The 23,898-nt window shown below is 68.3% G+C and carries 21 protein-coding genes; 5 read left to right on the plus strand and 16 right to left on the minus strand.

The features are described 5' to 3' along the window. Nucleotides 1-53: 53 nt before the first annotated feature. Complete coding sequence (gene ppk2, locus C1N74_RS08905; RefSeq protein ID WP_023950518.1) at nucleotides 54-857, plus strand: polyphosphate kinase 2; 804 nt, start codon at nucleotides 54-56, stop codon at nucleotides 855-857. Between the two features lie 117 nt (nucleotides 858-974). Here the strand turns inward: ppk2 and C1N74_RS08910 are convergent, their stop codons facing one another. From C1N74_RS08910 to C1N74_RS08985, 16 genes are all read right to left on the minus strand, one after another. Beyond that, nucleotides 975-2,267: a citrate synthase gene (locus C1N74_RS08910; protein WP_023950516.1), complete on the minus strand. Its 1,293-nt coding sequence runs from the start codon at nucleotides 2,265-2,267 to the stop codon at nucleotides 975-977. Between the two features lie 101 nt (nucleotides 2,268-2,368). After that, on the minus strand, nucleotides 2,369-3,475 hold the full coding sequence (dapC, locus tag C1N74_RS08915; protein ID WP_137750380.1) for a succinyldiaminopimelate transaminase: 1,107 nt from the start codon (nucleotides 3,473-3,475) through the stop codon (nucleotides 2,369-2,371). Next, nucleotides 3,472-3,798 (minus strand): ferredoxin, encoded by a 327-nt coding sequence (gene fdxA / locus C1N74_RS08920; protein ID WP_023950512.1) that lies wholly within the window; start codon nucleotides 3,796-3,798, stop codon nucleotides 3,472-3,474. The genes dapC and fdxA overlap by 4 nt, the downstream gene beginning before the upstream one ends. Nucleotides 3,799-3,807: 9 nt before the next feature. After that, nucleotides 3,808-4,209 (minus strand): hypothetical protein, encoded by a 402-nt coding sequence (locus tag C1N74_RS08925; protein WP_023950510.1) that lies wholly within the window; start codon nucleotides 4,207-4,209, stop codon nucleotides 3,808-3,810. A gap of 9 nt (nucleotides 4,210-4,218) precedes the next feature. Next, nucleotides 4,219-4,533 (minus strand): AzlD domain-containing protein, encoded by a 315-nt coding sequence (locus tag C1N74_RS08930; RefSeq protein ID WP_023950508.1) that lies wholly within the window; start codon nucleotides 4,531-4,533, stop codon nucleotides 4,219-4,221. After that, nucleotides 4,530-5,255 (minus strand): AzlC family ABC transporter permease, encoded by a 726-nt coding sequence (locus C1N74_RS08935; protein WP_137750381.1) that lies wholly within the window; start codon nucleotides 5,253-5,255, stop codon nucleotides 4,530-4,532. The genes C1N74_RS08930 and C1N74_RS08935 overlap by 4 nt, the downstream gene beginning before the upstream one ends. A gap of 106 nt (nucleotides 5,256-5,361) precedes the next feature. After that, entirely contained in the window at nucleotides 5,362-7,275 is a 1,914-nt protein-coding gene (typA, locus tag C1N74_RS08940; protein ID WP_023950506.1) for a translational GTPase TypA, read from the minus strand. A gap of 109 nt (nucleotides 7,276-7,384) precedes the next feature. Further along, the gene (locus C1N74_RS08945) at nucleotides 7,385-9,040 is read right to left on the minus strand and encodes an ABC transporter ATP-binding protein (RefSeq protein WP_023950505.1); all 1,656 of its coding nucleotides are present in this window, start codon (nucleotides 9,038-9,040) and stop codon (nucleotides 7,385-7,387) included. Further along, nucleotides 9,037-10,080, minus strand: a complete 1,044-nt coding sequence (locus C1N74_RS08950; protein WP_064956512.1) for an ABC transporter permease — start codon at nucleotides 10,078-10,080, stop codon at nucleotides 9,037-9,039. The genes C1N74_RS08945 and C1N74_RS08950 overlap by 4 nt, the downstream gene beginning before the upstream one ends. Further along, entirely contained in the window at nucleotides 10,077-11,597 is a 1,521-nt protein-coding gene (locus C1N74_RS08955; protein WP_023950503.1) for an ABC transporter permease, read from the minus strand. The genes C1N74_RS08950 and C1N74_RS08955 overlap by 4 nt, the downstream gene beginning before the upstream one ends. Before the next feature lie 112 nt (nucleotides 11,598-11,709). Further along, complete coding sequence (locus C1N74_RS08960) at nucleotides 11,710-13,434, minus strand: ABC transporter substrate-binding protein (protein WP_023950501.1); 1,725 nt, start codon at nucleotides 13,432-13,434, stop codon at nucleotides 11,710-11,712. A gap of 260 nt (nucleotides 13,435-13,694) precedes the next feature. Continuing rightward, nucleotides 13,695-14,249, minus strand: coding sequence for a PH domain-containing protein (locus tag C1N74_RS08965; protein WP_137750382.1), 555 nt, complete (start codon nucleotides 14,247-14,249; stop codon nucleotides 13,695-13,697). An 11-nt stretch (nucleotides 14,250-14,260) separates the two neighbouring features. Further along, entirely contained in the window at nucleotides 14,261-15,985 is a 1,725-nt protein-coding gene (locus C1N74_RS08970) for an ABC transporter ATP-binding protein (RefSeq protein ID WP_071918046.1), read from the minus strand. After that, a complete protein-coding gene (locus C1N74_RS08975) occupies nucleotides 15,982-16,932 on the minus strand; it encodes an ABC transporter permease (protein ID WP_023950496.1) in 951 nt (316 codons plus the stop codon). The genes C1N74_RS08970 and C1N74_RS08975 overlap by 4 nt, the downstream gene beginning before the upstream one ends. Beyond that, nucleotides 16,922-17,851, minus strand: a complete 930-nt coding sequence (locus C1N74_RS08980; protein WP_023950495.1) for an ABC transporter permease — start codon at nucleotides 17,849-17,851, stop codon at nucleotides 16,922-16,924. Before C1N74_RS08980 ends, C1N74_RS08975 begins: the two co-directional genes overlap by 11 nt. A 116-nt stretch (nucleotides 17,852-17,967) precedes the next feature. Then, nucleotides 17,968-19,578: an ABC transporter substrate-binding protein gene (locus tag C1N74_RS08985; protein ID WP_023950494.1), complete on the minus strand. Its 1,611-nt coding sequence runs from the start codon at nucleotides 19,576-19,578 to the stop codon at nucleotides 17,968-17,970. Between the two features lie 373 nt (nucleotides 19,579-19,951). Between C1N74_RS08985 and C1N74_RS08990 the strand changes: the two genes are divergently transcribed. Genes C1N74_RS08990 through C1N74_RS09005 form a run of 4 tightly spaced genes read left to right on the plus strand, consistent with a single transcriptional unit; the run spans nucleotide 19,952 to nucleotide 23,819 of the window. After that, nucleotides 19,952-21,112, plus strand: a complete 1,161-nt coding sequence (locus C1N74_RS08990) for a Xaa-Pro peptidase family protein (protein ID WP_023950492.1) — start codon at nucleotides 19,952-19,954, stop codon at nucleotides 21,110-21,112. 2 nt (nucleotides 21,113-21,114) lie between these two features. Next, the gene (locus C1N74_RS08995) at nucleotides 21,115-22,479 is read left to right on the plus strand and encodes a M20/M25/M40 family metallo-hydrolase (RefSeq protein WP_071918044.1); all 1,365 of its coding nucleotides are present in this window, start codon (nucleotides 21,115-21,117) and stop codon (nucleotides 22,477-22,479) included. Further along, nucleotides 22,476-23,024 carry an Lrp/AsnC family transcriptional regulator gene (locus C1N74_RS09000; protein ID WP_023950488.1) on the plus strand — a complete coding sequence of 183 codons (549 nt, stop codon included), beginning with the start codon at nucleotides 22,476-22,478 and terminating at the stop codon, nucleotides 23,022-23,024. The genes C1N74_RS08995 and C1N74_RS09000 overlap by 4 nt, the downstream gene beginning before the upstream one ends. Before the next feature lie 39 nt (nucleotides 23,025-23,063). Then, nucleotides 23,064-23,819 carry a CPBP family intramembrane glutamic endopeptidase gene (locus tag C1N74_RS09005; RefSeq protein ID WP_071918043.1) on the plus strand — a complete coding sequence of 252 codons (756 nt, stop codon included), beginning with the start codon at nucleotides 23,064-23,066 and terminating at the stop codon, nucleotides 23,817-23,819. The last annotated feature ends 79 nt before the right edge of the window (nucleotides 23,820-23,898 follow it).

Raw genomic sequence — 23,898 nt, forward strand, 5'->3', positions numbered from 1 at the left:
CGGCCCGAAGACGCGCGCGAGGGGGGCGTATGCTCGCGTCAGGAGGTGGCGCGATGGCCGATGACCGTTTGCCGAAGAAGGTGTACGAAGCCGAGCTGCGGAGGCTCCAGGCGCAGCTCGTCGACATGCAGGCCTGGGTCCAGGCCACCGGGGCGCGCATCGTCGTGATCTTCGAGGGGAGGGACGCCGCGGGCAAGGGATCGACGATCAAACGGGTCACCGAATATCTCAACCCGCGCGTCGCGCGCATCGTCGCCCTCCCCGCGCCGACCGAGCGTGAGCGCTCGCAGTGGTACTTCCAGCGGTACGTGGCGCACCTCCCGGCCGCCGGTGAGATCGTCCTCATGGACCGGTCCTGGTACAACCGCGCCGGGGTCGAGCGTGTCATGGGCTACTGCACGAACGAGGAGTACCACCGGTTCCTCCACCAGGCGCCGATCTTCGAGCGCATGCTCGTCGAGGACGGCATCCTGCTGCTGAAGTACTGGTTCAGCGTCTCGGACGTCGAGCAGGAGAAGCGGTTCCGCTCGCGCAACGAAGACCCGATGCGGCGGTGGAAGCTCTCCCCCAACGACGTGCTGTCGATCACGAAGTGGGAGGACTACTCGCGCGCGAAGGACACGATGTTCGTCCACACCGACATCCCGGAGGCGCGCTGGCACGAGGTCGACAACGAGGACAAGCGCCGGGGCCGGATCAACATGATCCACCACCTGCTCGGACAGATCCCGTACGAGGTCGTCGAGCGACCCGAGATCGAGATCCCGCCGCGACCACCGTCCGGAGGATACGATCGGCCGCCGCAGCAGCTCGACGGATACGTGCCCGACTATGCCGCGACGCTGACCGAGAAGTGACACGCGGAGTGCCGGGTTCGGCGGCACCGTAGACCGCCGCGGCCGGACCGCGACCGCAAACGAGAGGCCGGCGCGTCGCTGTGACGTGCCGGCCTTTCGTATGCGTCGAGCGCTGGCTCAGGAGGTCGGGTAGTCCCGCTCCGCCGAGCCGACGTACAGCTGCTGCGGACGGCCGATCTTCGTCTGCGGGTCGTTCTGCATCTCGCGCCAGTGCGCGAGCCAGCCGGGCAGCCGGCCGATAGCGAACAGCGGCGTGAACATCCGGGTCGGGAAGCCCATCGCCTTGTAGATGACGCCGGTGTAGAAGTCGACGTTGGGGTACAGGCGACGCTCGCGGAAGTAGTCGTCGCTCAGGGCGATCTCCTCGAGCTCCTTCGCGAGGTCGAGGAGCGGATCGACGACGCCGAGTTCGTTGAGGACCTCGTCCGCCGACTCCTTGACGAGCTTCGCGCGCGGGTCGTAGTTCTTATAGACGCGGTGCCCGAAGCCCATGAGCTTCACACCGTCTTCCTTGTTCTTGACGCGGGCCACGAAACGCTCGACGCTCTCGCCGGAGTCGCGAATGCGCGCCAGCATGTCGAGGACCGCCTCGTTCGCCCCGCCGTGGAGCGGACCGTAGAGGGCGTTGATGCCGGCCGAGATCGAGGAGAACTGGTTCGCACCGGTGGATCCCACCAGGCGGACCGTCGAGGTGGATGCGTTCTGCTCGTGGTCCTCGTGCAGGATCAGCAGACGCTCGAGCGCGCGCGAGACGACCGGGTTGACCTCGTAGTTCTCGGCCAGGACGCCGAAGTTCAGGCGCAGGAAGTTGTCGACGAAACTCAGCGAGTTGTCGGGATACAGGAAGGCCTGTCCGACGCTCTTCTTGTGCGCGTACGCGGCGATCACCGGCAGCTTCGCCAGCAGCCGGATCGTGTTGAGCTCGACGTGCTCGGGATTGTTCGGATCGGACTGGTCCTCGTAGTACGTCGACAGGGCTGCCGTTGCCGCTGAGAGCACCGACATCGGGTGCGCGGTGTGGGGCAACGACGAGAAGAACCGCTTCAGGTCTTCGTGCAGCAGCGTGTGACGACGGATGCGGTCGTCGAAGTCGGCCAGCTCGTCTGCCGTCGGCAGGTCGCCATAGAGCAGGAGCCACGCCACTTCGAGGTAGGTCGAGTGCTTGGCGATCTGCTCGATCGGGTATCCGCGGTAGCGCAGGATGCCCTGGTCGCCGTCGATATAGGTGATGGCGGACCGTGTGGCCGCGGTGTTGACGAAGCCGTAATCGAGGCTCGTGTGCCCCGTCTGCTTCGTGAACGTCGAGAAGTCGACGCTCGGAACTCCGTCGGTTCCTTGCAGCACCGGCAATTCGGCGGTGCGGTCACCGATGGTGACGGTGGCCTTCTGCGGGGTGCCCGTGTCGTTCACGAAGCCTCCTTGCGATCGTCCGGTGCGGTCATTACAGCCTATCGGGCGCACGGGCCTACTCCGTACGGCGCCAAAGGATCAGCGGATCGGTAGGGGGAAACCTACGAACCCGCGAGGCGCGCTGCAGCGGCTTCGATCCGCTCCTGCGACGCCGTGAGGGAGAAACGCACATGCTGCGGGAAATGTGCTCCGTAGAAGTGGCCCGGACCGGCCAGGATGCCGAGCTCGGCCAGCCGGCCGAGCGTCTGCCAGGCATCCTCACCGGCCGTCGCCCACAGATAGAGGCCGGCCTCGCTGTGATCGATGCGGAAGCCCGACCGCTCGAGCGCGGGCCGCAGGACATCGCGACGGCGACGGTACAGGTCCTTCTGTCGCGCGACGTGGTCGTCGTCGCCGAGCGCGGCGGCCATGGCGTGCTGCACGGGCAGCGGCAGCATGAGGCCCAGGTGCTTGCGCGCCGTCAGCAGCCTCGCGACGATCGTCGCGTCTCCGGCGAGGAACGCGGCGCGGTAGCCCGCCAGGTTCGACTGCTTGCTGAGCGAGTAGACCGAGAGCAGGCCCGTGACGTCGCCGCCGGTGACGCGCGGGTCGAGGATGCTGGGGACGGCCTCGTGCGCCCAGGATCCGTCCCACCCGAGCTCGGCGTAGCACTCGTCCGAGACGACGACGGCACCGAGTTCGTGGGCGCGGGCCACCATCTGCCGGAGCGCCGCGACGTCGAGAACGCGACCGTCGGGGTTGCCCGGTGAGTTGACCCACACCAGCCGCGTGCCCACCGGGAAGTCGGCGGGGTCGTCCGCCGCCACCGGCGTCGCTCCGACGAGACGCGCTCCGACCTCGTAGGTCGGGTAGGCGGCACGCGGATGCACGACGACATCCCCCGCACCGAGGCCGAGGAGCAGCGGCAGGAGAGCGACGAGCTCCTTCGACCCGATCGTCGGTAGCACGTTCTCGGGCGCCAGACCCGTCACACCCCGGCGGCGCTCGTACCACCGCACGATCGCCTCCCGGAGCGCGGGGGTGCCGACGGTCTGCGGGTAAGCGTGCGCGTCGGTCGCTTCGCGCAATGCGCGGGCGACGATCTCAGGTGTCGGGTCGACCGGCGACCCGATGGACAGGTCGACGATGCCGTCCGGGTGGCGGCGAGCCTTCTCGGCGTAGGGCGCGACGGCGTCCCAGGGGTAATCGGCGAGGTCGTTGACGCTCAATGCCCCTCCCCCTGCGGCGGCAGTGCGGCCACGAGGGGGTGATCTTTCGCGATGACGCCGACCTTCGCGGCACCACCCGGCGAGCCGAGGTCGTCGAAGAACTCGACGTTCGCGGTGTAGTAGTCCTGCCACTCGTCCGGCAGGTCGTCTTCGTAGTAGATCGCCTCGACCGGGCACACCGGCTCGCATGCGCCGCAGTCGACGCATTCATCCGGGTGGATGTAGAGCGAGCGCTCGCCCTCGTAGATGCAGTCCACGGGGCATTCGTCGATGCAGGCGCGGTCCTTCACGTCCACGCACGGGAGGGCGATCACATAAGTCACACGACGAGTCTAGTTCGTGCGATCGGGGGCGGCCGCCGCGCGCACGCCCGCGAATGAGGGCCAGCCCACGACGATGGCCACCATGATCGGCACAGCGAACGTCCAGATCAGGCCCGTGCTCAGCTGGCCGTCCGGCGGAGCCGGGACCACGACCGAGCCGCCGGGTCCTCGTCCCGAGAAGACGACCGTCGCCACGAGGGCTCCGAGCCCGCAGGCAAGCGCCGTCCAACGGTCGCTCGTGAGCAGCCGCAGCCCCGCGACGAGGGCTGTGATGCCGGATATCGCGACGATCAGCCCGACGGGAAGCGCGCCCCACACGTACGCCTGGGTGATGGTCCCGGCGACACCGTAGACGCCGCCCGCGATCGCCGCGACAAGCCATCCCGCCGCGCGGGACCAGGTCTGATTCACCGGGCCAGTCTAGGTTGCCCAGCCCCAGGCCCGAAGCGCCGCCGCCACCACGGCGGCCACCGCGACCACGACGAGGAACGGCGCGCGCAGCGCGAGCAGGACGGCGGCCGCCGCGACGGCGGGTACGCGCGCGTCCACGACGATCGCAGCTCCCGCCCCGAGGGTCTGGACGACGACGAGGGCGGACAGCAGGGCGATCGTCAACTGGTCGATGATGCGCTGTGCTCGTTCCCCGTCGAACCAGCGCGGGGGCAGGAGGTAGCCGAGCGCCTTGAGCGCCACGCAGATGATCGACGCGACGAGGATGCCGGTCCACGGGGTCATGGCTTCTCCCCCGCCGTCGCGGCCTCGTCGTCGACCCGCGGCGGCCGTCGACCGGGCAGTGCCGCGGCGACCACGATCGCCACGGCGCCGGCGATGAGCACCGGGATCCCGGGCATCGTGAGCGGCGTCGCCACGCCGGCCACCACGCCTGCGGCGACCCCGACTGCCACCGCCTCGACCCGGCGCAGCCTCGGCCACAGCAGCGCGAGGAACGCCGCCGCTGCGGCCGCGTCGAGCCCGTAGGCGCGAGGATCGCCGAGGACGTCGCCGAGCAGCGCACCGAGGAGGGTGAAGAGGTTCCACCCGACGTAGATGCCGATTCCGGTCACCCAGAAGCCGACGCGGCGTGCCCGAGCGCTCGTCTGCGCGAGGGCGACGGCCGTCGATTCGTCGATCGTGAACGGGAACGCGGTCAGACGCCGCGCGATGCTCGCGCCGACGACCGGGGCCATCCGCAGCCCGTACGCGACGTTCCGCACGCCGAGCAGCGCCGCGGACGCTATGGCCGCGGGCAACGCGCCCCAGCCGCCGGTCGCGATGACCCCGACGAACGCGAACTGCGATCCCCCCGTGAACATCAGAAGGCTGAGGACGCAGGTCTGCCAGACGTCGAGACCCGCGGCGACCCCGAGCGCACCGAACGACACGCCGTAGGCGCTCGTCGCGACCGATACGCCGATTCCATCGCGCCACGCGCGCCGCGTCGCGGCATCCTGCTCCATCACCCCCGATGCTATCGATGCGCCGAGGCGGAGACCGACACGAACGCCACGACCCCGGATGCCGAGATCGGCGCTCCGGGGTCGTGGGCGGGTTCCGCGAGAGAGGTCAGGCGTTGGCGTCCTGACGCTTCGCGCGCGAGGCGGCACGGCCGCGCTCGGTCGCATCGAGCACGACCTTGCGGATGCGCACCTTCTCGGGGGTGACCTCCACGCACTCGTCGTCGCGCGCGAACTCGAGCGACTCCTCCAGCGTCAGCACACGCGGGGGCGTCATCGACTCGAAGGAGTCCGAGGTCGACGAACGCATGTTCGTCAGCTTCTTCTCCTTCGTGATGTTGACGTCCATGTCGTCGGCGCGCGAGTTCTCACCGATGACCATGCCCTCGTAGACCTCTTCGGTGGGCTGGACGAAGAAGCTCATGCGCTCCTGCAGGGCGATCATCGCGAAGGGGGTGACGACGCCGGAGCGGTCGGCGACGATCGAGCCGTTCTGACGCGTCGAGATCGCTCCCGCCCACTCGTCGTAGCCGTGCGAGATCGCGTTGGCGATACCGGTACCGCGCGTGATCGTCAGGAACTCGCTGCGGAAGCCGATGAGCCCGCGCGACGGGACGACGAACTCCATGCGCACCCAGCCGGTGCCGTGGTTGGTCATGGTGTCCATGCGACCCTTGCGAGCCGCCATCAGCTGCGTGATCGCGCCGAGGTGCTCCTCGGGGGCATCGATCGTCAGGTGCTCGAACGGCTCGGTCAGCTTGCCGTTCTCGTCGCGACGCGTCACGACCTGAGGCTTGCCGACGGTGAGCTCGAAGCCCTCGCGCCGCATGTTCTCGACGAGGATCGCGAGGGCGAGCTCGCCGCGGCCCTGCACCTCCCAAGCGTCGGGGCGCCCGATGTCGACGACCTTGAGCGAGACGTTACCGATGAGCTCGCGGTCGAGCCGGTCCTTGACCATGCGCGCGGTGAGCTTGTGGCCCTTCACCTTGCCCATCAGCGGCGACGTGTTGGTGCCGATCGTCATCGAGATCGCGGGGTCGTCGACGGTGATCGCCGGGAGAGGACGGACATCCTCGGGGTCGGCGATCGTCTCACCGATCGTGATGTCTTCGATACCCGCGATCGCGACGATGTCGCCGGGGCCCGCCGACTCGGCCGGGAAACGATCCAGCGCCTTCGTCTTGAGGAGCTCGGTGATACGCGCGTTCGAGTGGGAACCGTCGTGGCGCACCCACGCGACCGTCTGGCCCTTCTTCAGCGTGCCGTTGAAGACGCGCAGCAGCGCGAGGCGGCCGAGGAAGGGACTCGAGTCGAGGTTGGTCACCCAGGCCTGCAGCGGCGCCTCGTCGTCATAGGACGGCGCCGGAACGTGCTCGAGGATCGCCTCGAAGAGCGGCTCGAGGTCCTCGTTGTCGGGGAGCTCGCCGTTGTCGGGACGGTTGCGCGACGCCGCGCCCGCGCGGCCCGAGGCGTACACGACGGGCACGTCGAGCAGCGCGTCGACGTCGAGGTCGGGCACATCGTCGACGAGGTCGCCGGCGAGCCCCAGCAGCAGGTCGTGAGCCTCCTCCTCGACCTCCGCGATGCGCGCGTCGGGGCGGTCGGTCTTGTTGACGAGCAGGATGACGGGGAGCTTGGCCTCGAGCGCCTTGCGCAGCACGAAGCGGGTCTGCGGCAGCGGACCCTCCGACGCGTCGACGAGCAGCACAACGCCGTCGACCATAGACAGGCCGCGCTCGACCTCTCCGCCGAAGTCGGCGTGACCCGGGGTGTCGATGACGTTGATCGTCACCGGCACGTCGGTGTGGACGCCGTTGTAGGTGATCGCCGTGTTCTTGGCGAGGATCGTGATGCCCTTCTCGCGCTCGAGATCGTTCGAGTCCATGGCACGTTCCTCGACGTGCGCGTGGTCGCCGAACGAGCCGGTCTGGCGGAGCATGGCATCGACGAGCGTCGTCTTGCCGTGGTCGACGTGCGCGACGATCGCGACGTTGCGGAGGTCAGGACGAAGGGCATGCGCCATGAAGGGGGTCCTCAGGATGAAGGGAAAACGTCGGGATGCCGACGGGACAGTTTAACGCAGGCGCCCTGCGAGTTCGCGGGGCGCCTGCGAGGAGGTCGGAATCCGAGCCTCAGGATGCGTCGAGCGCGGCCCGGCGTTCCTCGCGGCGGCGGCGCTGCTCGATCGGATCCGGGACCGGGGACGCGGCCAGCAGTTCCCGGGTGTAGGCCTCGCGGGGCTGCAGCAGAACGCGCGACGTCGACCCCTGCTCGACCGTTCGCCCCGACTTGAGCACGAGGATCTGGTCCGACAGCTGGTCGACGACGGCGAGGTCATGACTGACGAGGATGCAGGCGAACGAGTACGTCTCCTGCAGCTCCTTCAGCATGTCGAGCACGGCGGCCTGGACCGACACGTCGAGCGCCGACGTCGGCTCGTCGGCGACGAAGAGCTTCGGCCGCAGCGTGAGCGCCCGCGCGATCGAGACGCGCTGACGCTGACCACCCGACAGCTCGTGCGGGTACCGCTCGAGCACGTCGCGCGGCAGCCGCACGGCGTCGAGCAGCTCGCGGGCCCGATCGAGCCGCTCCGCCTTGGTGCCGACACGGTGAATGGCCATCGGCTCGATGATGCAGTCGCCGATCGGGAACCGCGGGTCGAGGGATGCCGCAGGGTCCTGGAAGACGACGCCGATGTCGCGCCGCACGTTCTTCGCCTTGCGCCCGCGCAGCTTCGCGAGGTCCCGTCCGCCGAGACTCAGCGTCCCGTCCGCGACCGGCATCAGCCCGAGCACGGCGCGCGCGATCGTCGACTTGCCCGAGCCGGACTCGCCGACGATACCGAGGACTTCGCCGGCGGCGAGGTCGAACGAGACGTCCTCGACAGCGCGGAAGGTCTTGCCGCGCCCGGCGTACTCGAGGACGAGTCCCTTCGCCTCCAGCACCACGTCGCGCGTGGCGCCGCCGGCGGCTCGAGTGGTGAGCTCGGGGTCGAGGCGGGGAACGGCGGCGAGGAGCTTCTTCGTGTAGGGATGCTGGGGCCGGGTGAGGACGTCCTCCACGTCGCCGACCTCGACCAGGTCACCGCGGTACATCACCGCGACGCGGTCGGCGATGTCGGCGACGACGCCCATGTTGTGCGTGATCAGCAGGATGCCCGCATCGCGGTGGTCCTTCAGACGCCGCAGCAGATCGAGGATCTCGGCCTGGACCGTGACGTCGAGAGCGGTGGTCGGCTCGTCCGCGATGATGACCTTCGGATCGAGAGCGATCGCCATCGCGATGACGATGCGCTGACGCTGGCCTCCCGAGAACTGGTGCGGGTACTGCTTGATGCGCCGCTCCGGCTCGGGGATGCCCACGTCACGCAACAGGCCGATGGACCGGTCACGCGCGTCCTCGCCGTACGCGACGTCGTGGAGCTCGAAGATCTCGGTGAGCTGACGCTCGATCGTCAGCACCGGGTTCAGCGCCGTCATCGGCTCCTGGAAGATCATCGCGATCTCGCTGGCGCGGAGCTTGCGCATCCGCTCGTTCGGAAGCCCGATCACCTCGGTCTCGCCGACCGTGATGGATCCCCGGGTGATGGCGTTCTCGGCCAGAAGACCCATCGCGGCCAGCGAGGTCACCGATTTGCCGGAACCCGACTCGCCGACCACTGCCACGACCTCGCCGGGGCGCACCTCGAGCGAGATGCCCTTGACGGCGTCGACGTCGCCCGAGCCGGTGAGGAACGTGACCGAAAGGTCGGTGAATTTCAGTGCGGTACGCGTGGCGGTGACGCTCATGCGCGGTTCCTCCTCTTGATCTCGCGACGCACGCTGCGCGACTGGCGCGGGTCGTACGCGTCGCGGATGCCGTCGCCCAGGAAGTTGATGGACAGGGCGATCGCGAGGATCATCATGCCCGGCCACCAGAACAGCCACGGTCTGCTGGTGAAGCTGCCCTGGTACTGACTGATCAGGAGGCCCAACGAGGTCTCCGGGGGGACGACGCCGAATCCGAGGTACGACAGCGAGCTCTCGAGCAGGATGGCGCCCGCAATGGCGAACGTCGCGTTGACCGCGATGACGCCCACGACGTTCGGCATGAGGTGGCGGAAGATGATGCGTGCTCCCCCGGCACCCGACGCACGAGCTGCGAGGACGAAGTCGCGCTCGCGCAGCGACAGCACCTCGCCGCGCACGAGGCGGGCGAGTCCCGTCCACGTCAGCAACGAGAGCATGAACGCCAGCACGATCGGGTTCTTGCCGATGTTCCCCGCGATCTGACCCACGACGGCCGCGAGGGCGAGCAGCGGGATCACAATGAACAGATCGGTGATGCGCATCAGGACCGAGTCGACCCAGCCGCGGTAGTAGCCCGCGACCGCGCCGATGACGCTTCCGATGACGGTGGACGAGATGCCGAGTACGAGACCGAGCAGGATCGATCGCTGCGTACCCATCATCGTCAGCGCGAAGAAGTCCTTGCCGGTGTTCTCCTGGCCGAACGGATGCTCGCCGATCCGGATGCCGTCGCCGCCGAGCCACTCGGGAATCAGGCTCAGCGTCGGGGCACCCCCGTTGACGACGTCGCCCGCGGCGCGGTAGTCGTGGGGCCACCATCCCGGGATGCCGAAGAAGCCCACCGAGGTGAAGCTCAAGAGCGTCAGGAAGATCAGGATCACCGCGGAGATCGTCGCCGCGCGGTGCCGCAGGAAGCGCCCCCACACGATGCGCGCCTGTGAGCGGGGTGCGGCGGTGCTCTTCGCGAGCGCAGCGTCCTCGGCCTCCGCGACCGAGAGGACCGACGTCGTGGTCGGCACGTTGTCGTTCGGGTTCGTCATACTCGGATCCTCGGGTCGATGACGGCGTAGAAGATGTCCGCCAGCATGTTGAAGACGATCGCGGCGAGGCCGGTCACGAGGAAGAAGGCCATCACGGGATTCGGGTCGACTTCGCGCAGCCCTGTCGCGAACAGGTCGCCCATGCCCTTCCATCCGAAGACCTGCTCCGTGACCACGGCACCGCCGATGAGTCCGGCGAAGTCGAACGCCGCGATGGTCGCGATCGGGATGAGGGCGTTGCGGAACGCGTGGCGGAAGATGACCAGCCGCTCGGGAACGCCCTTCGCCCGCGCCGTGCGGATGAAGTCCTGGTTGCCCACCTCGAGCATCGATGTCCGCGTGTAGCGGCTGTACGACGCCAACGAGATGACGGTCAGCAGCAGCGTCGGCAGCAGCATCTGCGTGCCGATGTCGAGGAAGGTCTGCCAGAACGTCCCATCGAAGTTCGGCGTCTGCGCGCCGATCGTCGAGATGGGGCGCGGCTTGCGCTGCAGGAACGACGGCCACACGCGGAAGAGCGAGTCCACGACCGTCAGGAGGGCACCGCCGAAGATCGTGACGAATGCGACGACCGTAGCCGGCCCCCGGAAACGCCCGCCGAAGAACCGCCCGATGAGGAACGGCACGATCATCGCCAGCAGCGCACCGCCGGCGAGGATGCCCCAGTTCATGTAGTAGATGAACACGTTCGTCAGCGCCAGGTGCATGACGACGACGAGTCCCGCGCTGGCCAGACCGATGACGAGCACCCGCCTGTTGTGCAGCCCCACCGACGCCACCGTCGCGCTGAGTGCGAGCAGGACAGTGAGCACGGCCACGCCGATGATGGTGAGGCGCGGCTCGCGGAACGCGTTGGTCGCCAGCATGAGGGGCAGCGCTGCCCCCAGGACCGCGGCGGTGACGGCGAAGGTGATCGCCCGCCGCTTCAGCGAGCCGCCGCCGAGCACCTGCACGACGAACCCGATGACGACGGCGATCAGGATGATCTGTGTCGGCGTCAGCTCCGGATCGCGGATCCAGTCGTTGTACCCGATCGCGAGGTACTCCTTGAAGAGCACCGCAGCCCAGAAGACGGGCAGCGAGAAGAAGAGGAACGTGAGGAACGTGACGGCGTAGTCCAGGCCCGAGTACTGCCGGATGGCGGTGATGATGCCGATCGCGACACCGATGATCAGCGCCAGGATCGTGGCGAGCAGGACGAGCCTCAGCGTCGAGGCCGCTGCCTGTCCCACGAGCGTGGAGACCTCGACGCCCTGTCGGGTGAGTCCGAGGTCGCACTGCCCGATGAAGCACTTGCTCGCACCCAGGAGCCAGGTGAGGTAGCGCTGGAACCAGGGCTGGTCGAGGTTCATGTATTCGATACGCCGAGCGATCAACTGCTCGCGGTTGTCCGCGTTGCTCTCTCGCAGGTCGGCGAGCGGGTCGCCGGAGTTGATCGTCAGGACGTACATCAAGAGGGATGCGGCGAGCATGATGCCCACCGCTGCCGCCAGACGGCGGATGATGAATTTCAGCACGGAAGTCGAGGTCCCTTGGTCGTACGCGGGGCACACGTGTGCCCCTCACGGGAGTGTGGGCCGTCACCGCAGCGACGGCCCACACTCTGGTCGTGTCAGAGACAGAATACGTTTATTCTGCGCGCGACCACTTCTCGGCGTTCCACATGATGCCGCTCTGGCCCACCGAGTGCTGAGCGTTCTCGATGTCGGCGGCAGCAGCGTCGACACCGGGGTGGGCGAACAGCGGGATGCCGAACAGGTCATCCCACAGCTGCTTCTCGATGATCTTCGTCTGCTCGAGGTGGACCGACTCGTCGAGGCTCGTCACGAGCGTCTCCCAGGCCTGGTCGACGACCGGGCTCGAGTAGCCGCCGTAGTTCTGCGGCTTGTCGGTGGCGTAGATGTTCTGGCCCGACGTGATCTGGCCGGAGCCTGCCCAGGCGAACAGGGCCACGTCGTAGTCGCCGCGCTCCTGGGTGCCACCGGGCTGGAAGAAGTCGGCGTTGCCGACATCCTGGATGTCGAACCCGACCTGGTCGCAGGACGACTTGATGAGGGCGACCTCGTCGGCACGACGCGGGTTCGGCGCCGAGTAGCCGATGCGGACGACGGTGCCGGCAGCGCCCGCAGCGTCGACGAGAGCCTTGGCCTCTTCGAGGTTGGGCTCGTCGTAGCGGCCGTCGTACGCGGCCGAGACGACCTCGTCGTAGTTCTCCTGGAACGGGAAGACCTCGCGAGCGTTCATGACCTCGGCATCCGAGCTGACCGGCTTGATGAGGTTGTCGACGATCTGCTGGCGCGGCACGCACATCGCGAACGCCTGACGCAGCTCGAGGCTGTTCGCGAGCGACGCGTTGCCCTTGAAGTTGAAGTCGAGGTGCTCCCAGGTGAGCGTCTGGCCGGTCAGCAGCTGAGCGGCGTCGCCGAGCTCCTCGATCTGCGAGACGGTGTCGACCGAGGGCTGCGGGGCGATGACGTCGAGGTCACCGTTCTGCAGCGCCTGGACCATGGCGTCCTGCGCGACGAAGCGGATGACGAGCTCGTCGTTGGCCGCCGGCTCGCCGTAGTAGTTCTCGTTGCGCTTCAGGGTCACCGACTGGCCGGCCTCCCACGACGAGAGGACGTACGGGCCGGAGCTGGGGATGAGCGCCTCGTCCGGCAGCGTGCCGGGGGCGGTGTTCCATCCGGTGTTCCAGAACTCGGCCGCGTCGGCGAGGGCGGCGGCGTCGCCGCCACGGATGGCCTCGACGAGCTCCTCGGTCGACAGGCCGCCCTGCTCGGCGACGACGTGCGCCGGGCTGAGCATCCAGGTCTGGATCTGCCAGTCGGGGTCCGGCGCCGCGAACTCGACCGTGAACGACTTGCCGTCGGCGTCGCCCTGCGGGCCGGCGGGGACGGTGTCACCGAGGTCCTGCGAGACCGAGTTGAACAGGGGGCCCTCGGCACCGGCGAGGTTGGGGTTCTGGACGCCCCAGGCGAGAACGGCGTCGGCGACCGTGATGGGCGTGCCGTCAGACCACTTCGCGTCGTCGGCGATGGTGTACTCGACGACCATCGGGTCTTCCGAGATCAGCTCGTACGAGCCCAGATCGGTGTTCGGCTGGATGGCGCCGACCTCGTCGAAGTAGCTGAAGCCCGCGAGGAGCCGGTCCACGATCGCCGAGTTGTACGTCGAGTACGTCTCGGGCGTGAAGCCGTTGTAGCTGATGAAGTCGTTCGGACCGACCGAAACGGCGATCGACTGACTCGCCGAGGTCGCCTCCTGGTCCCCACCGTCCGCCGGCGCGCAGCCGGCGACGACGAGCGCCAGGGCTGCGGCGCTCGCGGCCGCCATGGAGATACGCGTGAAACGCATTCCCACTCCTGTTCTCTTGATGATCCGGGCGACGGAAGACCTTTCCGTTCCCCGCTCGGTGACCGGGTCGCCGAGCTCAGATGAGAACTACCCTTGCGTGCGTTCGTTTCCAACGTGTTGCGCGAAACGAGTTCGTTAGCAAAATGTGTCCTACGCATGCCGCGATCGGCGTACGCCTTGCTCACCGCGCCGCAGGCCGGCTGAGCACATAGGCAGTCCGGAACCCGCACACCGGCAGATGATGCAGCGCGGGATCGGGTTCAGCCGCCGAAAGCGACGGCGACAGCCGCCCAGAGCACAATGACGGCGAGCGGCACCAGGACCGCGCGGTTCCACGTGGCGGTGATCGCCTCGTTCGGGGCTTCGGGAGCCTGTTCCTCCCACGCCGAGCGGATCTCCTCGAGCTCGCGGACGGCGGTCGGCATCCGCTCCGCTTCTTCGCGGACGCTGGACCACGCACCACGGCCGACACGGGACGGCCGGCTGGGTGACGGACCGCCGAAGGCGGAGATGGAGCGGCCATCGACGGTGTCGACGGTGACCTGCCAGCGCAACCGGATATCGGCGACCGACGGCCAGGGCACACGCGTGACCCTGAGCGGATTCGCTATGACGATCGCGCTCTCGTCGGTCGCGATGAACGGCGCGTAGAGCAGCGTGTAGATGATCCACACCGCCAGGAGGACCCAGGGTGCCAGCAGCAGTCCCTGCACGACGCCGCCCCGGACGAACGCGTCGCCGAGGAGGAAGACGCCGAGCAGGCCGGCGCCGGCGACCGCGATGGTCGCCGACGCCGGCCGGTAGGTCTTGCGCATACTGCGGAGGCTCAGACGCCGAACTGGAATCCGGCGCCGGGGATGGCCGCGAGCAGTTCGCGCGTGTATTCCTCGGTCGAGCGGTCGAAGACCTCGTCGGTCGTCGCCGATTCGACCAGACGACCCCGTCGCATGACCGAGACGTTATCGGCCACGAGACGCACGACCGCGAGGTCATGGGTGATGAACAGATAGGTCAGGTCGAGCTCCGTCTGCAGCTCCGTCAGCAGGTTCAGGATCTGCCCCTGCACCAGCACATCGAGGGCCGAGACCGCCTCGTCGAGGACGAGCACGTCGGGCTTGAGCGCGAGGGCGCGCGCGATGGCGACGCGCTGACGCTGACCGCCCGAGAGCTCGCTCGGATAGCGGTCCTTCGCCGCTGCCGGGAGCGACACCTGGTCGAGCAGCTCGCGTACCCGCGCCGACCGCTCCTTCTGGGTGCCGAACTTGTGCACCCGCATGGGCTCGGCGATCGTGTCGCCGACACTGTACTGCGGGTCGAGGGTGCCGTAGGGGTCCTGGAAGACCGGCTGGACCCGGCGGCGGAAAGCGAGCTCCTCGGCGCGGCTGAGCCCGCCGAGCTTCTTGCCGTCGAAGTGGATCTCGCCCGACGTCAGCTGCTCCAGCTGCAGGAAGAGCTTGGCGAGCGTGGACTTACCCGACCCCGACTCTCCGACGATCGCGGTCGTCGTTCCCTTCGCCACCTGGATGCTGACGTCGTCGACCGCGACGATCTGCTTGGACGAGAGGCCGCCGGTGCGCACCTTGTAAACACGTCGCGCGTTGCGGATGTCGATGAAATCGCTGCGCGCAGCGACCGCCTCCGCCTCGGCCTCGCGCTCCTCGGCGCGGGCGAGGAACTGCTCCCCCGCGCCGAAGACGTCGACGTCCTCGTGGTGGCGCACCGCCTGGATGCGACGCGAGGCGAGGCTCGGGGCCGCGGACACGAGTCGCTTCGTATAGGGGTGCTTGGGATCGGCGAGGATCTCCTGCGACGGACCCGACTCGACCACGCGACCGCGGTACATCACGACCAGGTGCTCGGCCCGCTCGGCTGCCAGACCGAGGTCGTGGGTGATGAACAGCACCGAGGTGCCGAAGTCGGTGGTGAGCGTGCCCAGGTGGTCGAGGATCTGGCGCTGCACGGTGACGTCCAGGGCCGACGTCGGCTCATCGGCGATCAGGAGCTTCGGGCGCGCGGACAGACCGATTCCGATGAGGGCACGCTGACGCATACCGCCGGAGAACTGGTGCGGGTACTGCCGCATCCGGTCGGCGGCGTCGGGCAGCCCCGCCTCGGTGAGGACCTCGACGGCACGATCGCGGACCGCGGCGCGACCGGTCGCGCTGCGGTTCGAGCGGACGGCCTCGCGCACCTGGAACCCGACGGTCAGGACCGGGTTGAGGTTCGACATGGGATCCTGCGGGACATAGCCGATCTGCGCTCCGCGCACGGCCTGCAGCTCGCGGTTCGACAGTGCCGCGAGGTCCCGGCCCTCGAACATGATCTGGCCGTCGGTGATGCGCCCGGTGCCCGGTAGCAGACGGATGATCGCCTGCGCCGTCGTGGACTTACCGGAGCCGGACTCGCCGACGATCGCGACCGACTGGCGCGGATAGATCGTCAGGTCGACGCCACGGACGGCCGGGACGAGTCCGGCCTTCGTCTGGAACCCGACGTGGAGGTTGCGGATGTCCAGCAGCGGCGTGGCATCCGAGGACGTGGTGTCGCTCATCGGCGCGCACGCTCCTTCGGGTCGAGGGCATCGCGCACGACGTCACCCAGCATGAGGAAGGACAGGACCGTCACCGACAGGGCGGCGGCGGGGTAGATCAGCACCATGGGGCTCGTGGTGAGCGACTGGCGCGCGGAATTGATGTCGTTGCCCCAGCTCATCACCGTGCCGGGCAGACCGATGCCGAGGAACGACAGGGTCGCCTCGGCGACGATGAACGTTCCGAGCGACACCGTGGCCACGGCGATGACGGGCGCGATCGCGTTCGGCAGCACATGGCGCAGCAGCACGCGCCAGCGCGAGACGCCGAGCGCGATGGACGCCACGACGTAGTCGGCCTGCTTCGCCGTCAGGACCGCGCCGCGCATGATGCGAGCGATCTGCGGCCACGCGAAGACGGCGATCACGAGGGCGACGACGAGCGGCGTCCGGTCGGGCACGACCGACATGAAGACGATGGCGCCGAGCACGGTCGGGATGGCGAAGAAGATGTCCGCCACGCGCGACAGGATCGCGTCGAGGATGCCGCCGTAATAGCCGGCGAGGGCGCCGACGATCGAGCCGAAGATCGTCACCATGAGCGTCGCGATGAAGCCGACCATGACCGACGACTGCGTGCCGTAGATCACGCGGGCGTAGACATCGCAGCCCTGGCGCGTGAATCCGAAGATGTGTCCGGCACGCGGTCCGGCGTTGCTGTCGGCCAGCTGACAGTTCGCGGTCGGCGACACGGGCGAGAAGAGCCCGGGGAACATCGCGACGACGAGGATCAGCACGATGAGCACGGCGGAGACCCAGAACATGGGCCGACGGCGCATCGACTGCCACGCGTCGCTCCAGACCGTGCGCGGCTTGTCATCGGTCGAGACGGCGTCGATGGCCTGGAGCGGCGTCTCCTCCTCGGGAGCGACGAAGTGTTCCTGATTCCGGCGGAGATTACTTGGCATAGCGGATCCTCGGGTCGAGCCAGGCGTACAGGAGATCGACGAGCAGGTTCGCCAGCATGATGATGATGACCATGATGGCGACGAAGGACACGACCGTGGGTCCCTCACCGATCGTGATGGCGCGATAGATCGTGCCGCCGACGCCGTTGATATTGAAGATGCTCTCGGTCACGATCGCGCCGACCATCAGCGATCCGAGATCCACGCCCAGATAGGTCACCACCGGGACGAGGGAGTTGCGCAGGACGTGCACCGTGACGACCCGACGGCGGCTGAGGCCCTTGGCCGTCGCCGTGCGTACGAAGTCGGCTGAGAGGTTCTCCGCGACGGAGGAACGGGTGAGGCGGACGATGTACGCGAACGACACCGTCGCGAGCACGATCGCCGGCAGGAGGAGCTCGTTCCAGGGCGCACCCGCACTGACCGTGGTTCTGAACCACCCGAGCTGGATGCCGAGGATGTACTGCAGGACGAAGCCGATGACGAAGGTCGGCACGGAGATGAGGAGCAGGCTGACGACCAGGGCGGTGGCGTCGAAGAGCTTGCCCTTGCGCAGGCCGGCGATGAGACCGACGACGATGCCGAAGAACGCTTCGATCGCGAGGGCGAGGACCGCCAGCCGCAGCGTGATCGGGAACGCCTGAGCCATGACGTCGATGACGGGCCGGCCCGAGAACGTCGTGCCCCAGTCACCCTGCAGCAGCGCCCCGATGTACAGGAAGTACTGCACGATGAACGGCTTGTCGAGGTTGTACTGCGCCCTCACCGCCTCGATGACGGCGGGAGACGGCTGACGCTCGCCGTACAGGGCGGCGATCGGGTCTCCCGGCAAGAGGAAGACGAGGGCGTAGATGAGAAGGGTCGCCCCGAAGAAGACGGGGATCAGCTGAAGCAGCCGTCGACCGATGAACCAGAGCATCGACGAATAGTTCCTAAATGGGTTCGGGTAGTGAGGGCGAGAGGCCCCGGTCAGCACGGTGTCCGGGACGCGAACGCGCCCCGGACACCGTACTCGATGATCGCCTGGAGCCGAACTCAGCCCTTGGTGACCTGGTTGTAGAGCGGCACCGAGTCCCAGCCGAAGACGACGTTGTCGACGCCCTCGCCCCAGACACCGACGGCGTTCTGGTACCACAGCGGAACGCTGGGCAGATCGCGCATCAGGATCTCCTGTGCCTGCTCGTACAGGCCGGCCGCGTCCTCGATGGACGGAGCCGATGCGGCCTGCGTCAGCAGCTGGTCGAACTCGGGGTTGGTGTAGCCCTCGTAGTTCGAGCTGGCGCCGGTGCTGTACTGCGCCGACAGGAAGTTACCCTGCGACGGGTAGTCCGCCTGCCATCCGGCGCGGGTGGCACCGGTGAGGGTGCCGCTCGTGCGCAGGTCGAGCGCAGCGGCGAAGGTCGGCTGCGGCGAACCGACCGCCTCGATGCCGAGCGTGTTGGCGATGCTGTTCGCGACAGCATCCACCCAGGCCTGGTGGCCGCCGTCGGAGTTGTACGTGATGGTGAACGGTCCGGCGTACGGGCTGATCGCCTCGGCCTCGGCCCACTTCGCCTTCGCCTCTTCGGGGTTGTACTCGAGGACCTCGGACCCGGGCAGGTCGTCGCTCCAGCCCTCGACGACCGGCGACGTGAAGTCGGTGGCCGGCGTGCGGGTGCCCTGGAAGATCGTGTCGGTGATCTCCTCGCGGTTGATCGCCATCGAGATCGCCGCACGACGCAGCTGACCCTCTTCGTCGTTGCCGAAGTTCGGCAGGTAGAAGGGGATGTTGAAGCCCTGGTAGATCGCAGCGGGCTGGTTGACCGAACGCTCCGGGAAGTCCGTCTCGTAGGTCGCGAACGCAGTGTCGGGCACGGTGTCGAGCACGTCGAGGTTGCCGCCCTGCGCGTCGGCGTAGGCCGACTCGAGAGAGGTGTAGAAGACGATGTTCAGACCGTCGTTCTCGACCTCGCGCACACCCTTGTAGTCGGGGTTCGGAACGAGGTCGATGCCCTCGTTGTGGCGCCATGCGCCCTCGCCGTCGAGCATGTACGGGCCGTTGCCGACGGGGTTCTCGCCGAACGCCTCGAGGTCCTCGAAGGCGACGGACGGCAGCGGCATGTAAGCCGTGTAGCCGAGGCGCAGCGGGAAGTCCGCGTCGGGAGCCTTGAGCGTGACCGTGAAGGTCATGTCGTCGACGACCGCGAGGCCGGTGGGTGCGGTGCTGCCGTCGTCGGACGCGCCCTCGATCGTGTAGAACCAGTACGCGCCGTTCTCATCCTGAGCACCGGCGGTCCAGGTGTCGACGAACGTCTGAGCGGTGATCTCTTCACCGTTGGTGAACTTCCATCCGTCGGCGACGGTGATCGTCCAGACGACGTTGTCATCGCTCTCGATCGAGGAAGCGACCTCGTTCTCGATCGTGCCGTCAGCCTTGTAGCTGACCAGGCCCGCGTAGATCGAGGTGAGGATGCGGCCGCCGCCGGTCTCGGTGGTGCCGAAGGTCAGCAGCGGGTTCTGCGGCTCGGTGCCGTTCGTGGTGATGATCGCGGAGGCGTTGGAGCCCCCGCCCGTGTTGCTGTCGCCGCCGGCCGAGCAACCGGCCAGCGTGAGCGTGACGGCGGACACCAGCGCGATAGCGCCGACTCCCCAACGTCGTCTCGACATGTTTCCTCCTGGGTGACGGGTACGCGCTCACGGTCGACGGCGGCAAGGACACACCGGTGTCCGGAGCACGGGATATACCCCGACGATAAGCGCGCTCCCGCCCTGTGACCGCATCCAGGCCCAAACCGTTACATGTCGGCAACAATCGCGCCCGTGGGGTTGTCATCGTGCACCGGGTGAGCCTCGGCCTCTGCGCGGTGCGTCAACCGGGATGCCGGGCGTCCGATCGCAACCATCCGCGCACACCTTCCACTTCACCCACGAGAGCGCACGCACGCTTTCGATAGGAAGGTCCGCGGGCATGATCACCTCGCTGATGTAAGGTCGAGTCGTTCCGGATCCCACCGGAGCCCACGACCGAAGGAGAGCCGCTGTGGTGGACGACGCCATCCTCATCTACGCGAGCACGCTGGCCGCCGACATGCGCCACGTCATCCCCCACGACGTGCACGACCCGTTCCTCTACATCGAGGTCGACGGCGCGCCGCACGTGGCCATCAAGTCGCTCGAGGCGGCGCGCATGCGCGATGTGCCGGGTATGACCGTGTTCCCCCTCGACGAGCTCGGCTTCGACGACTTCCGCGCCGCCGGCCAGGACCCCGACCTCGCGGAGCTCTCCACTCTCGTCGCCGCCTGCCGCAAGCTCGGCGTGACACACGCCGCAGTGCCGCCCACCTTCCCCCTCGAGGTGGCCGACCACCTGCGCGCCAACGGGGTGGAGGTCCGCGTGGACCGCGACCTGTTCGTGCAGCGCCGTCGCGTGAAGACTCCGCACGAGCTCGCCGGCATCCGCCGCGCGCAGGTCGCCGCTGAGGCGGGCGTCTCGCTCGTCGCCGATGCCATGCACCGCGCCACCGTCGACGCCGACGGCGGTCTTCTGCTCGACGGCGCACCCCTGACCTGCGAGGACCTCAAGGACCGCATCCGGTCGGTCTTCCTCCGCAACGGCTGCGAAGACGCGGGCATGATCGTCGCCCATGGCGCCCAGACGTGCATCGGGCACCACGCCGGATCGGGTCAGATCTTCGAAGGTGAGCCGGTCACGGTCGACATCTGCCCGCGCGACATCGCCTCGGGCGGTAATTCGGACATGACCCGGACCTTCGTCAAGGGCGACATCGACGACGAGCTCGCCTTCTACTACGACATCGTCAAGAAGTCGTTCGACGCGACGCTCGCGGCGATCCGTCCGGGACTGCCGGTGGCGGAGCTGCACCGCATCTCGTGCGAGCCCATCGAGGCCGCCGGCCAGCCGACCCAGCTGACGAAGAAGCCGGGCGAGGTGCTCGACGAGGGGTACTTCCACTCGCTCGGACACGGCGTGGGCCTCGAGGTGCACGAACCGCCGAGCCTCAACCAGAACGATGCCGTCCTCGTGGCCGGTGACGTCATCGCCATCGAGCCGGGCTGCTACCGCCAGGGCTTCGGAGGCGTTCGCCTCGAGGACATCGTGCTGGTGACCGAGGACGGCTACGAGCTCATCTCGGACTACCCCTACGACCTCGTGCCCGTCTCGCTGCCCCGGGGCAAGTGAGGATGGCGCGCGACGCCCGGATCGACGACCGCGCCGACGAGATCGTCGCGAGCTGGCGGGAACTGTGCCGCTTCCCGACAGTCGCCGGTCGCCTCGACGCGATCGCAGCGGCCGCCGACTGGATCGAGGAGCGCCTCGCGCCGCTGATGGATCGCGTCGTGCGCTACGACATCCCCGGTTATGGTCCCGTCGTGGTCGGTTTCCGAGCCGGAGCGAGCGATGCGTCGCTGCTGCTGTACAACCACTACGACGTTCAGCCCGAGGGCGATCCGTCGCGCTGGACCTCGCCGCCGTACGCCGCCGAGATCCGGGACGGTGCGATGTACGCGCGCGGCGCGTGCGACGACAAGGCCGACGTGGCGGGCCGTCTCGCCTCGCTTCGCCTCTGGATCGAGGACCACGACGGGCGGACTCCGTTCGGCGTCATCTACCTCGCGGACCCGTGCGAGGAGATCGGCAGCCCGGGCCTGGACGCGGTCCTCGCCGCGCACGCGGCCGAGCTGCGGGCCGACGCGTGCCTGTGGGAGAGCTACCTCCGCGAGGAAGACGGGCGCCCCGCCGTCGGGTTCGGATGCCGGGGCTCGCTCGAGATCGAGCTGTCGCTCGACATCCTCGCCGCGGCGCAGCATCCGTCGTACTCCTCGATCCTGCGCTCCGCACCGCTCGAGCTGATGGCGGCGATCTCGTCGATGCGCACCGACGACGGCCGGATCGCCGTCGCCGGTGTGCGGGATGAGGCTCTCGTCCCCGACGAGCGCGCACGTCGCCGCACGGCGGACATCACCCTGCCCGGAACCTCGATCGCGCGTGACGGCGTGTCGCCCTATCTGCCGGGGACGGACGCGGAGCTCTCGACGCGGTTCGTCTTCGAGCCGTCGGTGAGTCTCTCCGGGTTCGACCTCGACGAGGGCGTGCGGCAGAGCATTCCGGCGTCGGCGTCCGCACGCGTGCGCTTCGGGCTCGTCCCCGGGATGCAGCCGGAGCGCGTGGTGGATGCCGTCCGCGCCCACCTCGCCGCACGGCATCCGGACATCTCGGTATCCGTCATCCGCGCCCTCGCGCCCGCGTACTCTCCGGTCGAGTCCGCCTTCGGCGAGGCCGTCGTGCGCGCCGCCGGGCATGCCTTCGGCGCCGACGCGGTCGTCTACGACGTGATGACGGGAGCGGGTCCCGGCGCCCTGTTCCTCGAGTACCTCGGAGCCCCCATCATCTCCCCCACCGGTACCCTGCGACCGGCCGGGAACATGCACGGCTACGATGAGCACGGCTACGTCGAAGACTTCCTCGACCACGTCCAGTTCACCCTCGACGTCCTCCGAGAGCTCGAACGCAGCGGCTTCGCCGACACACCCCGGGGAGGGGCATGACGACCGATCCAGCGCACCTGCGCTCGCTGCTCGAACCCGAGCGCGAGGTCCTCGAGATCGACGACGTCGATCGGCGGATCCTGCATCGCCTGCACGAGGACGCCCGTGCGTCGATGCGCAGCATCGCGGCGGACGTCGGGATGTCGGCTCCGGCTGTCGCAGAGCGCATCGCGCGGATGGAACGCGGGCACGTCATCCGCCGGCACACGATCGAGCTCGACTGGGCGGCGCTGGGATATCCGATGCTCGTCGTGATGCCGTTACGGCTGACCGGGAACGCCGACGCCGCGGCGGTGCTGACCGCGCTGAAGGCGATCGACGCCATGACGGAGGTCATCGTCCTCGCCGCTGGTTACGACCTGATGGCGCGGTTCCGTGTTCGCGACCATGCCGATCTGCAGCGCCTGCTCGTCGAGCAGGTCTGGCCGATCCCGGGCATCGACCGCGTCGAGACCATGCTCGCCATCGGCCGCCTCGCCGATCCCGAGCCGCTGCAGCACGTCCTGGCGACCGAGACCCCCGCGCGCAAACGCCGCCGCCCATGAGCCGCCGTCCCCCGGCTTAACATCGACCCGGGAGGAAGAATGACGCACGTGTCACGGACCCGGCTGTGGTGGGAGATCGCCCTCGTTCTGGCGCTCTCGGTCGGCCGGTCGGCGTTCTTCTCGGTGCTGTCGTTCCTCGAGGCGGTGACCAGCCCGGTGAGCCTCGGTGACCAGTCGACCTCGCTCAATCCCGGTGCAGCGACCGTCGACCCGTGGCAGGTGGTGTCGCAGGTCTTCTCAAACCTCTTCAACCTCGCGCCCGTCGCGTTGGCGATCTACTTCCTCTGGGAGCCGGGCCGCTCGGCGCTGCGCCGGATCGGCCTCGACTTCCGGCTGTTCGGAAAGGATGCCGGCACCGGCATCCTGCTCGTCGTCATCATCGGTGTTCCGGGCCTCGGGCTGTACGCACTCGGACGGGCACTGGGGATCACCGTCCAGGTGGGGGCCGCGCCGCTCGACGGCGGGTGGACGGCCATCCTGCTCCTCGCCCTCGCGGCGCTGCGGGCCGGCCTCACCGAAGAGGTCATCTTCATCGGCTACCTTTTCGACCGGCTGCGCCGGCTCGGCTGGAGCACCTGGACGATCATTCTGTCCACGGCGGCGCTTCGCGGCGCCTATCACGCGTACCAGGGCGTCGGTCCGATCTTCGGGAACATCGCTATGGGCGTGGTCTTCGGATGGGTCTATCACCGCTGGGGCCGAGTGATGCCGCTCGTCATCGCGCACGTCGTGATCGACCTCATCGCGTTCATCGGCTATCCGCTCGCCGCGGCGTGGTGGCCCGGACTCTTCTGACCCTCTGGTGGCATCGAGAACGTACCCCGCCGTCGAGCACACACGTTAGACGGTGCGTGCTCGACGGGACGGTGCGCTC

Source organism: Microbacterium sp. SGAir0570 (assembly GCF_005491085.2).
Lineage (GTDB): Bacteria > Actinomycetota > Actinomycetes > Actinomycetales > Microbacteriaceae > Microbacterium > Microbacterium arborescens.

Coding starts and splice junctions, on each gene's coding strand:
- C1N74_RS08970 (WP_071918046.1), bottom strand. CDS start 15,985: ATGAGCGACACCACGTCCTCGGATGCCACGCCGCTGCTGGACATCCGC.
- C1N74_RS08935 (WP_137750381.1), bottom strand. CDS start 5,255: ATGGAGCAGGATGCCGCGACGCGGCGCGCGTGGCGCGATGGAATCGGC.
- C1N74_RS08975 (WP_023950496.1), bottom strand. CDS start 16,932: ATGCCAAGTAATCTCCGCCGGAATCAGGAACACTTCGTCGCTCCCGAG.
- C1N74_RS08965 (WP_137750382.1), bottom strand. CDS start 14,249: ATGCGCAAGACCTACCGGCCGGCGTCGGCGACCATCGCGGTCGCCGGC.
- C1N74_RS08985 (WP_023950494.1), bottom strand. CDS start 19,578: ATGTCGAGACGACGTTGGGGAGTCGGCGCTATCGCGCTGGTGTCCGCC.
- typA (WP_023950506.1), bottom strand. CDS start 7,275: ATGGCGCATGCCCTTCGTCCTGACCTCCGCAACGTCGCGATCGTCGCG.
- C1N74_RS08995 (WP_071918044.1), top strand. CDS start 21,115: ATGGCGCGCGACGCCCGGATCGACGACCGCGCCGACGAGATCGTCGCG.
- C1N74_RS08930 (WP_023950508.1), bottom strand. CDS start 4,533: ATGACCCCGTGGACCGGCATCCTCGTCGCGTCGATCATCTGCGTGGCG.
- C1N74_RS09000 (WP_023950488.1), top strand. CDS start 22,476: ATGACGACCGATCCAGCGCACCTGCGCTCGCTGCTCGAACCCGAGCGC.
- C1N74_RS08945 (WP_023950505.1), bottom strand. CDS start 9,040: ATGAGCGTCACCGCCACGCGTACCGCACTGAAATTCACCGACCTTTCG.
- C1N74_RS08950 (WP_064956512.1), bottom strand. CDS start 10,080: ATGACGAACCCGAACGACAACGTGCCGACCACGACGTCGGTCCTCTCG.
- ppk2 (WP_023950518.1), top strand. CDS start 54: ATGGCCGATGACCGTTTGCCGAAGAAGGTGTACGAAGCCGAGCTGCGG.
- C1N74_RS08960 (WP_023950501.1), bottom strand. CDS start 13,434: ATGCGTTTCACGCGTATCTCCATGGCGGCCGCGAGCGCCGCAGCCCTG.
- C1N74_RS09005 (WP_071918043.1), top strand. CDS start 23,064: ATGACGCACGTGTCACGGACCCGGCTGTGGTGGGAGATCGCCCTCGTT.
- C1N74_RS08980 (WP_023950495.1), bottom strand. CDS start 17,851: ATGCTCTGGTTCATCGGTCGACGGCTGCTTCAGCTGATCCCCGTCTTC.